Source organism: Rhodococcus sp. OK302 (assembly GCF_002245895.1).
Classification (GTDB): domain Bacteria; phylum Actinomycetota; class Actinomycetes; order Mycobacteriales; family Mycobacteriaceae; genus Rhodococcus_F.
This window is the reverse complement of sequence record NZ_NPJZ01000001.1, coordinates 4,818,903-4,832,875: the sequence shown is the minus strand read 5'-3', so window position 1 is coordinate 4,832,875 and position 13,973 is coordinate 4,818,903. Positions and strand designations below refer to the sequence as shown.

At 62.9% G+C, this 13,973-nt stretch carries 12 protein-coding genes; 5 read left to right on the top strand and 7 right to left on the bottom strand.

Annotated elements, in window-relative coordinates:
- The first annotated feature begins 40 nt into the window (after positions 1-40).
- From BDB13_RS22120 to BDB13_RS22110, 3 genes are all read left to right on the top strand, one after another.
- Positions 41-832, top strand: coding sequence for a lysophospholipid acyltransferase family protein (locus BDB13_RS22120; RefSeq protein ID WP_094273709.1), 792 nt, complete (start codon positions 41-43; stop codon positions 830-832).
- A 66-nt stretch (positions 833-898) separates the two neighbouring features.
- On the top strand, positions 899-1,390 hold the full coding sequence (locus BDB13_RS22115) for a polyadenylate-specific 3'-exoribonuclease AS (RefSeq protein ID WP_094273708.1): 492 nt from the start codon (positions 899-901) through the stop codon (positions 1,388-1,390).
- Positions 1,391-1,479: 89 nt separating this feature from the next.
- The gene (locus tag BDB13_RS22110) at positions 1,480-2,865 is read left to right on the top strand and encodes a class II 3-deoxy-7-phosphoheptulonate synthase (RefSeq protein WP_094275108.1); all 1,386 of its coding nucleotides are present in this window, start codon (positions 1,480-1,482) and stop codon (positions 2,863-2,865) included.
- Positions 2,866-2,935: 70 nt separating this feature from the next.
- On the opposite strand, the gene pknB is transcribed toward BDB13_RS22110, so the two are convergent.
- A complete protein-coding gene (gene pknB, locus BDB13_RS22105; RefSeq protein ID WP_094273707.1) occupies positions 2,936-4,942 on the bottom strand; it encodes a Stk1 family PASTA domain-containing Ser/Thr kinase in 2,007 nt (668 codons plus the stop codon).
- A gap of 215 nt (positions 4,943-5,157) precedes the next feature.
- On the opposite strand from pknB, the gene BDB13_RS22100 reads away from it, so the two are divergent.
- Positions 5,158-5,526 carry an Rv2175c family DNA-binding protein gene (locus BDB13_RS22100; RefSeq protein ID WP_094275107.1) on the top strand — a complete coding sequence of 123 codons (369 nt, stop codon included), beginning with the start codon at positions 5,158-5,160 and terminating at the stop codon, positions 5,524-5,526.
- On the opposite strand, the gene BDB13_RS22095 is transcribed toward BDB13_RS22100, so the two are convergent.
- The 4 genes from BDB13_RS22095 to BDB13_RS22080 form a co-directional block, all read right to left on the bottom strand.
- On the bottom strand, positions 5,495-6,526 hold the full coding sequence (locus BDB13_RS22095) for a phytoene/squalene synthase family protein (RefSeq protein WP_094273706.1): 1,032 nt from the start codon (positions 6,524-6,526) through the stop codon (positions 5,495-5,497). The two genes, BDB13_RS22100 and BDB13_RS22095, sit on opposite strands and share 32 nt — an antisense overlap.
- Positions 6,523-8,109, bottom strand: a complete 1,587-nt coding sequence (locus BDB13_RS22090) for an alpha-(1->6)-mannopyranosyltransferase A (RefSeq protein WP_094273705.1) — start codon at positions 8,107-8,109, stop codon at positions 6,523-6,525. The genes BDB13_RS22095 and BDB13_RS22090 overlap by 4 nt, the downstream gene beginning before the upstream one ends.
- A gap of 79 nt (positions 8,110-8,188) precedes the next feature.
- Positions 8,189-9,775 carry a phytoene desaturase family protein gene (gene crtI / locus BDB13_RS22085; RefSeq protein WP_094273704.1) on the bottom strand — a complete coding sequence of 529 codons (1,587 nt, stop codon included), beginning with the start codon at positions 9,773-9,775 and terminating at the stop codon, positions 8,189-8,191.
- On the bottom strand, positions 9,775-10,779 hold the full coding sequence (locus BDB13_RS22080) for a polyprenyl synthetase family protein (RefSeq protein WP_176459739.1): 1,005 nt from the start codon (positions 10,777-10,779) through the stop codon (positions 9,775-9,777). The genes crtI and BDB13_RS22080 overlap by 1 nt, the downstream gene beginning before the upstream one ends.
- 308 nt (positions 10,780-11,087) lie before the next feature.
- Between BDB13_RS22080 and BDB13_RS22075 the strand changes: the two genes are divergently transcribed.
- A complete protein-coding gene (locus BDB13_RS22075) occupies positions 11,088-12,077 on the top strand; it encodes a methylenetetrahydrofolate reductase (RefSeq protein WP_094273703.1) in 990 nt (329 codons plus the stop codon).
- Between the two features lie 2 nt (positions 12,078-12,079).
- On the opposite strand, the gene BDB13_RS22070 is transcribed toward BDB13_RS22075, so the two are convergent.
- A complete protein-coding gene (locus BDB13_RS22070) occupies positions 12,080-13,231 on the bottom strand; it encodes a glycosyltransferase (RefSeq protein WP_254922917.1) in 1,152 nt (383 codons plus the stop codon).
- Complete coding sequence (locus BDB13_RS22065) at positions 13,228-13,872, bottom strand: LppM family (lipo)protein (protein WP_206040991.1); 645 nt, start codon at positions 13,870-13,872, stop codon at positions 13,228-13,230. The genes BDB13_RS22070 and BDB13_RS22065 overlap by 4 nt, the downstream gene beginning before the upstream one ends.
- Positions 13,873-13,973 lie beyond the last annotated feature (101 nt).

Here is a 13,973-nt window from a genome sequence, read left to right as displayed (position 1 = left end):
CGTGCTCAGGGCAATTCGGGTTGTGAATGGGAGGGACGCCGTGTGGTATTGGCTCGTCAAATATGTGTTCGTGGGGCCGATTCTGTGGGTCCTCGGACGTCCGACGATCAAAGGCCACGAGAATATTCCCACTGAGGGTGCGGCGATTCTGGCCAGCAACCATCAGGCTGTCCTCGACTCGTTTTACCTGCCGTTGCGCTCGAACCGCCGGATCACTTTCCTGGCCAAGAGTGAGTACTTCACCGGTACCGGACTCAAGGGTGCCTTCCAGCGATGGTTCTTCACCGCCGTCGGCCAGGTCCCGATCGACCGTACCGGCGCCGACGCGGCTCAGGACGCACTCAATGCCGGACTGAAGGTTCTCAATTCCGGGAGTCTTCTCGGGATTTATCCGGAGGGCACACGCTCTCCCGATGGTCGCCTGTACAAGGGAAAGACCGGAATGGCCCGTCTCGCACTGGAATCCGGCGTCAAGGTGATTCCGGTTGCCATGGTCGGCACCGACAAGATGAATCCCATCGGGTCCAAGGTGTGGCGCCCGGCCAAGGTCACCATCATTGTCGGTGAGCCCATCGATTTCTCGCGGTTCGAAGGTATGGGCGGCAACCGTTTCGTGGAGCGGGCCGTCACCGACGAGGTGATGTACAAGCTGATGAAGCTCTCCGGTCAGGAGTACGTCGACATTTATGCGGCGAGCCTGAAGAACAAGCAGCCGAGCAGCCCTGCTGAAACATCCCCGGCGGCTGAACCCGTCGTCGAACTGGTCGCCCTCCCTGATGCAGATGGTGCGACTCCCGATCAGGCGCCGGTCCCGGATACGCGGGCCAGTTAGAGATTCACCACAGGTGCCGCACGCGCATTAGCCCTCGAGGTAGCGCGTGCGGCATAGTTTTCGGACGTGCGCTACTTCTACGACTGTGAATTCATCGAAGACGGTCGAACCATCGACCTCGTGTCCATCGGCGTCGTCTGTGAGGACGGTCGTGAGTACTATGCCGTCTCCACCGAGTTCGATCCGGCGCGTGCCGGGAGTTGGGTGCGCAAGAATGTCTTGCCGAAACTGCCGCAGCCTTCGTCGCCGCTGTGGAAGTCACGAGACAAGATCCGCGACGATCTCCTGAAGTTCTTTGTTCCCCGGCCGATGGTCGTACCGGAACTGTGGGCATGGGTCGCGGCGTACGACCACGTCGCGTTGTGCCAACTGTGGGGTGACATGACCGAGTTGCCGCAGTCGTTGCCGCGTTACACCCGTGAACTCCGCCAGTTCTGGGAGGACAACGGCAGTCCGGCGCTCCCGTCCGCGCCGGCCGACGCCCATGACGCGCTCGCGGACGCACGACACAACCTCGTGAAGTTCGATGCGATCGCTCGGGCCCGGTCACTTCGCTGACCAGCTGTGATGGGCAACACGTGCAGTCGAGTTCTCAGCTATCGAGAGCCTGTGTGACGCACGGTCGGGTGAGCGAATATCCTGTAGTCGTGAACTGGACCGTCGACGTGCCCATCGACCGCTTGCCCGAACTCCCGCCGTTGCCTGCCGGACTGCGTCAGCAGCTCGACGAGGCACTCGCAAAACCTGCTGCGCAGCAGCCTTCGTGGCCCGCTGATCAGGCGGCCGCGATGCGCACTGTGCTCGAGAGCGTGCCGCCGATCACGGTGGCAAGCGAAGTGGAGGCGCTGTCCGAGCGTCTCGCTCAGGTAGCACGCGGCGAGGCGTTCCTGCTCCAGGGCGGTGACTGCGCCGAGACGTTTGCCGACAACACCGAGCCTCACATCAAGGGCAACATCCGCACTTTGCTGCAGATGGCTGTTGTACTCACGTACGGCTCGTCGATGCCGGTGGTCAAGGTCGCTCGCATCGCCGGCCAGTACGCCAAGCCTCGTTCGTCCGACATCGACGCGTTGGGCCTCAAGTCCTACCGCGGCGACATGGTCAACTCGATCGTTGCCGACGAAGCTGTGCGTGCCCATGATCCGTCACGACTCGTGCGGGCATACGCCAACGCCAGTGCTGCGATGAACCTGGTTCGCGCGCTCACCGGCGCGGGAATGGCAGATCTGCACAAGGTTCACGACTGGAATCGTGAGTTCGTCGCTGCATCCCCCGCGGGCGCACGATACGAGCAGCTGGCTTCGGAAATAGATCGTGGTCTGCAGTTCATGAATGCCTGCGGTGTCACGGATCCGAGCCTGCATCAGGCGCAGATCTTCGCCAGCCACGAGGCGCTGGTCCTCGACTACGAGCGTGCAATGCTGCGTCTCGACAACGACAGCGAACACCCCAAGTTGTACGACTTGTCCGCGCATTTCCTGTGGATCGGTGACCGCACCCGTCAACTCGACGGCGCGCACATCGCTTTCGCAGAACTGGTGTCCAACCCGATCGGGTTGAAGATCGGTCCCACGACCACTCCGGAAATGGCCGTCGAATACGTCGAGCGTCTCGACCCGACCAACAAGCCCGGCCGCTTGACTCTGATCTCGCGGATGGGTAACGGCAAGGTCCGTGACCTGCTTCCCGCCATCATCGAGAAGGTCCAGGCCACTGGTCACCAGGTCATCTGGCAGTGCGATCCCATGCACGGCAACACGCATGAGGCATCCACCGGATACAAGACCCGTCACTTCGATCGCATCGTCGACGAGGTTCAGGGATTCTTCGAGGTGCACAACGGACTCGGAACTCATCCGGGCGGAATCCACGTCGAACTGACCGGTGAGAACGTCACCGAGTGCCTCGGTGGTGCGCAGGATATTTCCGACGGTGACTTGTCGGGTCGTTACGAGACGGCTTGCGATCCCCGCCTCAACACTCAGCAGTCGTTGGAGCTTGCGTTCCTCGTCGCCGAAATGTTGCGTGGCTGAAGATTTTTTGTCGCAGCGCCCTCACTCGTTCATTCGAGTGGGGGCGTTTTCGGTTGCCCCGTGTGTGTCTTTACGGAATCGCGACGACGGTGACGTTGGCGCCCTTGGCAACCAGATCGTTTTTGTCGCTCTGGCTGACGATGAGGGAACTGTCGTTCTGAGTCAGTTGGCGCACAGTGAGTTCGAGACCGATTCGGGTGAGTTCTTCGCGCGCCGAGGAGACGGTACGCCCGAGGAGGTTGGGTACTTTCACGGAATTCGAGACGAGCAGTACAACGGATGTTCCGGCGCTGACCGACGCACCCACGGCCGGATCGGTGCCGATGATCTTGCCGCCTTCGATTTTTTCGTCGAAGACGGTTCGGGTTTCGCTGACGGTGATGCCCACCTTGTCGAGGGCGGCGCGGGCGGCGTTCTCCGACATACCCTTCACGTCGGGAACATCAACGGGTGGTGATCCTTTGGACGTGACGACCTTGACGGAGGAGCCCACCGGCACTGCCGTTCCCGGCGCCGGCTCGAGTGCGGCGACACCGCCGATGGGGACCTTGGAACTGAAAGTTTCACCGCCGTCGACGGGTACCAGGGTGCGCGCGGTGAGCTGACTCTTGGTGTCGTTGACGCTGCCGCCGGCGGGCGGCACAGTGGGGCGTCCGAGCGAGGTCACGAGTGCAACGCTCGAACCGCGCGTGACCCGCGAACCTGCGGCCGGGTCGGTGCCGACGACGATGTCGACGGCCTGGGAGTCGGAGTATTCGCCACGAATCTCCGGAGACAAGTTGGCGTCGTGGAGCGCGGTCAGTGCGGCGTCCTTGTTCAGGCCGCCGATCTGGGGGACCGCCGTGAATCGGCCCGATCCCATCCACCAGCCGCCGACGCCCAGGGCGAGCGCGAGCAGTGCGATGACAAGCAGCCAGACCAGAGTGGTGCGGCGGGAGCGTCGTCGAGCGTCGGCGAAATGGGCGTTGGGGTCGTCGACCTGATCTGCGGTGTCGTCCGCGGGGTCTTCGTCAGCGACGGACGGACGCACTGTTTGCGCCGTGACTGCTCGGGTGTGCTGGATTCCGTCGTTCGCCGGTGACGCACTGTGAGGCGTCACGGTGGTAGGCGCTGCGGCAGCGCCTGGAACAAACGCCGTGGTAGCTGCGTGGCCGGGGTTTTGGGTGGGGCGGGGAGCCGGTGTGGGCTGCGGCGCTGGGTGTGCGCTCTGATGCTGTGCGGAACGCCGGGGGGCGGGAACGCGGTAGGAGGGGAGCTCGAGTTGTTCGCACACGATGCGGAGGGCGGCCGCCATCTCGCCGGCGTCGGCAAAACGATGTGCCGGTTCACGGTGGGTGGCCTGCGCGACAAGACGATCGAACTGCGCCGGCACTCCGGCGATGCGTGAACTGGGCGCCGGGACGTCGTCGTGAATTCTCTGGTACGCGATGGACAGCGATGTATCTCCGGTGAAAGGTGTTGTACCGGTGAGGAGTTCGAACATCAAGACGCCGGTCGAGTACACGTCGCTGCGCGGATCCGCGACGCCCGACGTGACCTGCTCGGGAGACAAGTACGCGGCCGTGCCGAGAATGACGCTGTTCGATGTCGTCGTTGCGGCGGCAGCAGCTCGGACCAGACCGAAATCGGCGATCTTCACTTCACCCGAGTCCGAGATCAGGATGTTTTCGGGTTTGACGTCCCGGTGCACCAAGCCGCCCCGATGCGCCACCGCCAATGCGTCGAGGACTGGGCCGACAACGGCGGCAACGGCGTGCGGGGGCATGGGGCCACGCTCACGGAGCAATTCGCGCAGAGTGCCGCCGTCGACCAATTCCATGACGAGGAACGCATGACCGCGATCGCTGCCCTGGTCGTAGACAGCAACCAGCGCTGGATGTTTGAGACGTGCAACTGCCCGCGCTTCGAACTCGAAACGCGTCAGAAAGGCCGGATCGGCGGCGAACTGTGGATCCATGACTTTGATCGCGACGGGTCGATCCAACCGGGTATCGAGACCTCGATACACAGTTGACATTCCGCCGCGCGCGATTGGCGCGTCCACTCGATAGCGGCGTTCGAGCATTTCGCCGATCAACCCTTGACCTCCGTAGTGAAAATCTGTGTTTGTGTCGAAACTTCCGGATCAATGTCGGTCGCCTCGGTGTCGGTCGCTTCTGCAGTGGCCGATGTGTGTCGGACTCAGCGAATACTCCGCATCGTGTCCATCGTAGCCAGCGCCACCGACGCAAAGTTGCCACCATGTGCTGGGCGGTACGTCGTGCACTCACCGGACCCGATAAACTTCACCTGGTGAGCGCCTTTCCTTATTGTGACGATGTCCTGGATTCTTCGGTTTCCCTGTTTCAGCTGGCAGATGTAGCGAAGAATCTCGGGTTGCCGTTGAGCAAGGTGCACCAGTTGCTTCGCGATCGCAAGATCATCGCAATCAAGCGCCGCAGTGTCCTGAGCGTCCCCGAGGTGTTCTTCGACGAGGACGGACAGATCGTGAAGTGGCTCCCGGGCCTCCTGGCTGTTCTTCACGACGGTGGATACACCGACAAGGAGACCTTGCGTTGGCTGTTCAAGGCCGACGAATCGTTGCCGGGCCGGCCTGTCGACGCTTTGCACGGCGACCTGGCCCGTGAGGTCATTCGTCGCGCACAGGCAATGGCCTTCTGACAGCCGACCGCAACAACGCCGGAACGGCGACCCGCAAGCGGGTGCTGGTGGGAACGGTCACTCGACGATCAAGGATCTGAAAGTCGGCCGATTCCACCTGGTCGAGAATTGCGCCGTAGAGCACGTACGCCGTACGAATCGACGGCTGGACCCGCGGATCCAGCATCTCGATACCGCATTCTGCCTGGCGATACTGCGCGCGGGTGACAGCGATGAAATGCGCCAGCGCACGTACGACCCGGGCGTCGGTAACACCGGTTCGGCGTCCGTGCTCGAGAAGTTCCACGTCGACGCCGAAAGGTGCCCACTCGTCGAGGGGGAGATAGAGACGCCCGCGATCGAGGTCTTCGCCGACGTCGCGAATGAAGTTGGTCAGCTGAAATGCTTCACCGAGCTTCGATGCCGGCCCGGCGGCATCCTCCAAGGGGACGCCGACGCCGAGTATCGGGAGCAATTGCAGCCCGATCACCACAGCGGATCCGTACATGTACTCGTTCAGCTCGCACATGGTCCGGTAGACCGGACGAAACTCCGGGGTGCCGGGCGCATCCATGCGCATCGACCGGAAGAACGCGTGGAAGTAGTCCACCGGAATGCCGAAGTGCTTGACCGTGTGCGCAAATGCGGGCAGCACCTTGGTCAGCTCAGTAGGTAGGGCAGCGCCAGTAAGGTCGGACCCCGACGCGCCAGTAAGGTCGGACCCCGACGCGCCGATAAGGTCGGACCCCGACGCGCCGATAAGGTCGGACCCCGAGAGCTCGGCAAACGTGGCTCTTTCGACGTCGGCAAGCCTGACACTCAGATCATCTAAGGCACCCGGCTCGACTACGTCCACCAAGTCGTCGACACCGCGAGCAAAGGCATAGAGGGCGTGCACGGCTCGTCTGCGCGCCGACGGGAGCAGGCGGGCCGCCAGGTAGTAGGTCCGACCGTGTTCGGCGGTCACGCGCTCGCAGAACGCAAATGATTCCGATAGTGCTTGTGGAGCAATCGAACTCATGGGGTGGTCGAAACCACTTCAGCAGGTTTCTCGTCCGGCTTGCGTCCGCGTAAACGTAGGGGATCTTCGGTTCGAAGCGACATGGCCGCGACTACCGATGCAAACGTCGCCAGGGCGACGTGGGGGAACGAGTACATGCCGATCGAACCGTCGGGCTGGAAAACGAGCATCAGCCAGCTCGAGAGCCCGACCAGGATGGCGAGGGTGGTCGGCGACAGCGCGAAGCCCGCGGCGACGGCCAACGGCCACGAGTAGTACCAGGGGAGTGCTGCCGGTGAGAGAACCACAATCGCGATCATGGCGATGACGATGCCCATGACGGCGTCGCGTTCGGTTTTCCGGTACCGCCACCAGACGAGAGCGACAATCACGACCAGGATGACCGCGGCCACCGTTCGGGCAACCGCGAGTATGTCGTTGAAGTGGTCTCCGGCGAACCACGAAGTCGCGAGAGTGGAGAGGTGGGCGAAGATCGTCGGCAAGGACAGCCAGTTGATGATCTTGTTAGACCCGGACAGCGCTGTTGTCCAGCCGAGTCCGACGCCCGCGATCAGAGACGTGGAACCGAGGACGGCAACGAATATCGCGAATCCGATACCCGCCGTTTTCACGAAGGAACGGATCGGTGACATCGGTTCGCGACCTTCGGCGACAGCATTCTCGCGTTCGTGAATCATCCAGATCCAGACGACGAACGGAAGTGCAACACCGGCAGTTGCCTTGATCGCGACGGCGACGGCGATCAGGGCGATGCCGAACATGTGTTTGCGTTCGAGTGCAAGCGCGATACCGGCAACCATGAGACCGACCATCAGCATTTCGTTGTGCACGCCGCCGATGAGGTGAATCAGGACCAGCGGATTGAGGACGGCGAGCCACAGCGCGATCGCCGTGTTTCCGCCGAGTTTCTTGGCCAGGTGGGGGACCGCCCACATCATCAGCGCAAGGCCCGGCAGCATCGTGATTCGCAGCAGCATCGTGCCCGCGATGACGTTTTCGCCGGTCAGTCGAACAATCGCATCGGTCAGGAGGAGGTGAACCGGGCCGTACGGAGTGGTGGTTGTTGTCCACACGTTGGACACGTTGTCGAGCAGAATCCCGGGATTGACCACCGGACCCACGGAGTACGGGTCGAAACCGTCACGCAGCAATGCGCCTTGGGCGAGATACGAGAACGCGTCTCGGCTGAACATGGGAACCGCGAAAAGCAGCGGAAATGTCCAGAGCGGCACAATGTATCGAAGTCCTCGTAGCGTGACGTCGCCGCGCAGAGTGGAGCGACCCAACCGCACCCAGGCGCCGATCATGCACAGCACGCCGATCCAGACGATCGCCGCGGACAGGATCGATCCGTGCCCGAATCGGAGCCAGGACAGGTGCATCGATTCCAGCAGGGGGTCCTGTCGCCGAACGCTACCGGCGCCGAATCCACCGAACGTGATCATGGCGGCACCGACAAAACCGAGAAGTGCGCTGTGTCCTTCGGGGGTCCGTAGGAAGTCGGCGGCTCTTCGCTGCCACGATTGTGCGGTGGCTGCTACGTGCGGACCGGCTTCGCCGGACAGAGCGGCAGAGGACGTCATGGGTACAGCTTCCTCCCCCGAGGTGTTCGGTTACGGTTCGTGTGAATTTCTGGCGAATGGTCGGTTACGAGGGGCTAGTTTAGTTGCTCGCGGGACCAAGTACGGCCTCGCCTCGATTGCGCGCGCCCGTGATGCGCTCGGCGGCCAGTCGTCCGGAGAGGAGGACCGTCGGCACACCCACCCCCGGTACCGTTCCGGAACCGGCCAGAACGACGTTGTCGAAGCCTGGTTCGAGGTTCTTTCGACGAAACGGTCCGGTCTGACTGAACGTGTGTGCAGCCGCAAACGGACTGCCGGCGGTCATCCCTTTGTCCAACCATGTTCGGGGTGTGTCGACGTGGTCGATGTCGAGTCCGTCAGCCAGTCCGTCGTATCCGCGTTGTTGCAGGGTACCGAGGATTTCGCGGACGTACGGAGTCTCCAGTTTCGACCAGTCGAGCGGTGCGCTGACGAGGTTGGGGCACGGTGCGAGAATCGAGAGGGGCTCGCGTGTGCGGCCGTCCCTCCTGAACGTCAACCCGGCATCGGTGACCGCTGGTCTGGTGATCAACAGTGACGGATCACTCATGAGAGTGCCGCGGCCAGGTCCGGCTGTGATCTCCGCGAAGGTGCGTTCCCACGCATCGCCGAAATCGATCGTGTGGTGTCGGTTCGCTGGCCATCGGTCTGCAATCGACGACAGGATTGTGCCGTGAATCACCACCGCCGACGGTGATGTTCGGACCCGGCGGGGCCGTCGACGAGTGTGTGGGCGCAACAGTTGGTCGGTGACGAGGACGTCGGGTGTCAAGACAAGGGCGTCGCAGGAAAGGCGTTCGCCCGAGGTCGTAAGTACCGCGCTGACACGTCGGCCGGTTGTCTCGAGTCGCTCGACGGGAGTGTCGAGTCGGAGTTTGCCGCCGCTTGTCGTGAAAGCGTCCGCCATCGATGCCGCGATGGTGTGCATGCCACCTTCGGGGAAGTAGACGCCCAGAGAGGTGTCCATGTGCGCGATGGCGCCGTAGACGGCCAGCGCGCGCGCCGGTGCGACTCCGGCATAGAGGGCCTGGAAGGTGAAGATTCTTCGGAGTCGCGGATCTCGGATGAACCGGTCCACTTGGTGTCCGAGGGATCCGAAACCGCGGAGTGCAAGAAGCTTGGATAGATCCTTGAGTGCAGCCGACGAATTTACCAAATCGAGCGGTGAATCGAAGTTCGCATCCATGAAGCGGTCGAATTCGGCGTCGAAAATTTGCGCAAGCCAACGTCGCAGCGACCGGTATCGCCGAGCCTCGTCGGGACCGCACAGTCTGCTGACTTCGGCTGCCATGGTGTCGGGATCCGAGCTGACGTCCAAGGTGGTGCCGTCTGCGAATCGGGCGTGGTACGCCGGATCAAGTTTGTGGACAACAAGTTTCGGAGTCGTCGAGTCGGAATGTGCACCGACGGCTGCCAGTGCCTCGTCGATCAACTGCGGCATCGTCAGAACGGTAGCGCCGTTGTCGACAGTGTAATCGGGGCCGCAGTACCGACCGACGCGACCGCCGACGGTGGCATCGGCTTCGAGAATCGTGACCGCGCGGCCGGCGCCCAGTAGATGCAGTCCCGCGGACAGTCCGGCGAGTCCGGCGCCCACGATGACCACGTGATCGGTTGGGGCACTGACGGTTCGGATGTGGCCCACGATCAGTAGGTTCGCGAGGTGGCCGCGATGGCCATATCGGTGAGCCGGATCTTGGCTTCCGGGGTCGCGCTGCTCGATTCCAGTGCGGATCCGGCAGATTCGACCAGTGCTGCGATGCGCGCTTCGGCGTCCGCCACAGCCCCGAGATCGGTGATCGCGACACGCAAAGTGTCGACGTCGGAGTCGGTCAGGTCGGTACCGATTCCGTCGCGAAGTAGCTGCGCTGCAGCCGGATCGGTGGCGTCGGCGCGATCGAGCGCCGCAGCGAACAGGGTTGTTCGCTTGCCGGTGCGCAGGTCGTCTCCCGACGGTTTGCCGGTGATCGACGGATCCCCGAACACACCGAGCAGGTCGTCGCGAAGTTGAAATGCGATGCCGATGTCGGTGCCGAACTTTCGGTACGCGTCGATCAGTGCGGCGTCAGCGCCGTAGAGGACAGCACCCAGATGCAGGGGACGTTCGATCGTGTACGCCGCGGTTTTGTAGCGGTTCACACGCATGGCTGATTCGACGGTTTCGTCGCCGCGGGCTTCGTTGCTGATATCGAGGAATTGACCGCCGAGAACCTCGGTGCGCATTGCCGACCAGACCGGGCTGACCCGCGCCGCAGTAGCGGCGTCGATGCCGGATTCACGCATCATGTCGTCGGCCCAGGCCAAGGCCAGATCGCCGAGCAGGATGGCGACAGCTTCGCCGAAGTGTGCGCCGTCGCCGCTCCAGTTGTTACCGCTATGTTGATTTTCGAACTCGACATGCACGGTCGGGAATCCGCGTCGGGTGGTCGAGGCGTCAATGATGTCGTCGTGGACCAGTGCGCAGGCCTGGACAAGTTCGAGTGCGGTGCAAGCCCGCAGAACGCTCTCGCCGTCTACACCCTGCGGATCGCCGCCGGCGCCGAGCCACCCCGTCCAGGCGAAGGCCGGTCGGACGCGTTTTCCGCCCCGCAGCACAAAACTCTCGAGCGTGGCCACGGCATTCTCGTATCCGCCGCCGATGTTCTCGACCATGTCGCGGCGTGAGGCGAAGAAGTCGCGCAGGCTCTGCTCGAACAGTGCCGGCAACTCGAGGGAGGTCGGGAATGCGGCTGTGTCGGCTGAATTCGCTCGGGTGGGGTCGGTTCCAGCAGACACAGATGGCCTCCAAGGTCGGTTACTTCTCACGCCTGGCGATCACGGCACGGGGTGAGCATCGAGTCCAGCTTAGTGGGGGATCCACCGACGCTCGGTGTGGCCCGTGAACTGCATGATCCTGGCATTCGAGATGCCTGGCTGGGTGCGATGCGCCCTTCCTCGGCAACAAAACATATGCTTACCTCGTGACATTCGATGCAGTCAGGGGACGCTCCAGCGAGGGCTGGGCCAGCCGAACACCGTCGATCGTCGATCGGATCACGTCTCACACAGGCGGTCGGATTCCGTTCTCGGTCGAGTTTTCACCGCCGCGCGACGCAGAAGCCGAAGCGCGGTTGTGGCGTGCCGTGCGTACGTTCGAGAGGCTCGGTCCGGCATTTGTCTCCATGACGTACGGCGCGGGTGGCTCGACACGTGACCGCACTGTTCGGGTTACGGGTGAGCTGGCAGAAGAGACGACGCTGCTGCCCGTTGCACATTTGACAGCTGTTTCTCACAGCATCGACGAACTTCGATCCATGGTCGGTGCGTATGCAGACCGTGGCATCAGCAACATCTTGGTTTTGCGCGGCGATCCGCCCGGGGACCCACTCGGGGAGTGGAAGAAGCATCCCGACGGTGTCGAGTACGCCGAAGAATTGGTGCGGATGGTCCGCGACCTCGGTGACTTCCACGTTGGTGTGGCGTCGTTCCCCGAAGGGCACTATCGGGCGCCGGATCTGGCACATGACACGAAGTACCTGGTCGCGAAGTTGCGCGCCGGTGCCGAGTACTCCATTACCCAGATGTTCTTCGACGTTGACGACTACCTGCGTCTGCGTGATCGCGTCAGTGCGTTCGACCCGGAACAGGGTGCAAAGCCGATCATTCCCGAAATCATGCCGGTCACGTCGCTCGGATCTGTGCGTCGCATGCTCGAGCTGTCCGGGTCTTCGTTGCCGCCGGCACTCGAGCGTAGGTTCGACGCCGCAGCAGGCAGTGGCGCCCAGGAGAACAGGGCGGCTGTCCGTGAACTCGGTATCGATCTGGCCACTGAAATGGGCGAACGATTGATCGCTGAAGGCGCGCCGTGCTTGCACTTCATCACGCTCAATTTTGCGCGTGCAACCAGTGAGGTGCTCGAACGACTCGGGCTGACGTCCGAAGCGTCGACGGGTTCGGCTGCAGCTCGCTAGCGTCAGGGGATCGTTCGGCCTTTCCAGGTAGCCCGGCCGAGTCGATGCCTTCGGTTGGAGTCCACCGCGAGGCCGATTGCGGCTGCAATCGACAGTGGGTGGGTAGCCGCGTCCGCGATATCGCGGATGCAAATTGCCTTGCGGGTCTCCATGTTTCGTGATGCAAGTCGCGAGAAGACGCCGGCTGCGTATCCGATTGCCGCGACTGCGCGTACCCGGCCGCTGCCGCAGACGAGGGTAACGGCGGGCGCGATCCAGATTCCGGCGGCGACAAACAGCACCACTGCCGTGGACGTCGGCGCACCGAAGGCGGTCCACAGCCACTTCCCGTAACCCTCACGCAGTTCCGGTGCGCTGGAATACATTCGGCAGGATGCATGCTCACCGGCGAGAGCCACGACAGTGCGTAGACCGGCCGCCCGCAGTGCCCGCGCCAGATCGAGATCCTCGGTCACGGATGCCGCGACGGCGCGGTGCCCACCGATCTGCCGGTAGTTCGACGCGTCGAAAACGAGGAACTGACCGCACGCAACGGCCATCGACGGCGCGGTGACAGCGTTGGAGATCAGCGTCGGCAGTGTTGCCGCCCATGACCAGCACAGCAACGGTTGAACGATGCGTTCGGCGGCAGTAACGGCAATCTGCGTGGGCCACGGACTCAGCAACGACGCTCCGCTGCGACGCAGTTCGGTGACGGCCGCAGCCAGGGCGTCGGGACCGAGTCGGACGTCGGCGTCGAGGAATATCAGAATGTCGGCATCGGTCGAGTCACCGTGGCGCGCAGCCTGATTACAGGCGGCGGACTTGCCCAGCCATCCGTCCGGCAGTTCGTCCTCGCCCCGGACAATGGTGAATCGAATATCGCCGGCGGCTGAATCCTCGGCGAGTGACGCGGTGCGATCGGTGGAACGGTCGTCGTAGATCACGACCCGGAGGTGCTTGATCCCACTTTGTGCGCGGAGATCGTCGATCAAGAACGGCAGCCGAGTTTCCTCGTTGCGCGCCGGAACAATCGCGGTCACCCGCTCGAAGATCGGATCAGGTGGACCTACGGCCAGAGTGGGGGTGGTGATTCGGTTGAGGACGCTCATGGCAGCGCTGCCGACTGCGAAGGCGGATGCGACTGTGAGGGCTCGGCGACCGATCTTATTCACGTGTCAGATGGCGACGGGCTTTTCGGCGCGCGTGCGACGGGAGTGCGGTTGCGCATCATCCACGCCATTGCGCCGACGATGATTGCGACGCCGAGTGTCAGTCCGGCCATGATTCCGGCCCAGCCCGCAAAAGTTCGAGTACTCGGATCCGCATAGCTCACTTCGGCACGCACAGTGGATACTTCACCGGCCGGCAGACTCCACGAGACTCGTGAATCGCCGTCGCGATTACCGTTGGTTGTCGCGATTCGCGCCGGAAATGCGATGCTGAATTGGATATCGGAACCCTGGGCCGGGACGGACTTCAGGTCGGCTTTTCCGTCGAGGGTGACGGTGTCACCACTTCGAGTGAGTGTGAGCTGGAACGAACCGGCGCCCTCGTCCGTCATGGAACTCAGTTGCGCGACGTCCCCGAAGCTGAGGTCCGAGAAGAACGCCTGCGAACCGACGTAACCGTCCTTCTTGTACTCCTGGACCCGAATTTGTTTCTCGAGCGACGAGGGTGGCGTCAACTGTGGTCCCTTGTCCGTCTCGTTCGCCGGGATGACAGCGGCAACGATCTGGCCGGACACACGGTCGTCGGCGGAAACGCCCATGGACACCTGAACGCGCAGGCAGCCGGCCAGCAAGGGGACCAACATCAGTGCGAGAGCGGCCGACGCAATGAATCGCCTTCGACTTCTCGGAGTGATTCGCTGACGAGTTCTCGGGCTGGTGGAGTCATCCGTGGACTGGTGCACAG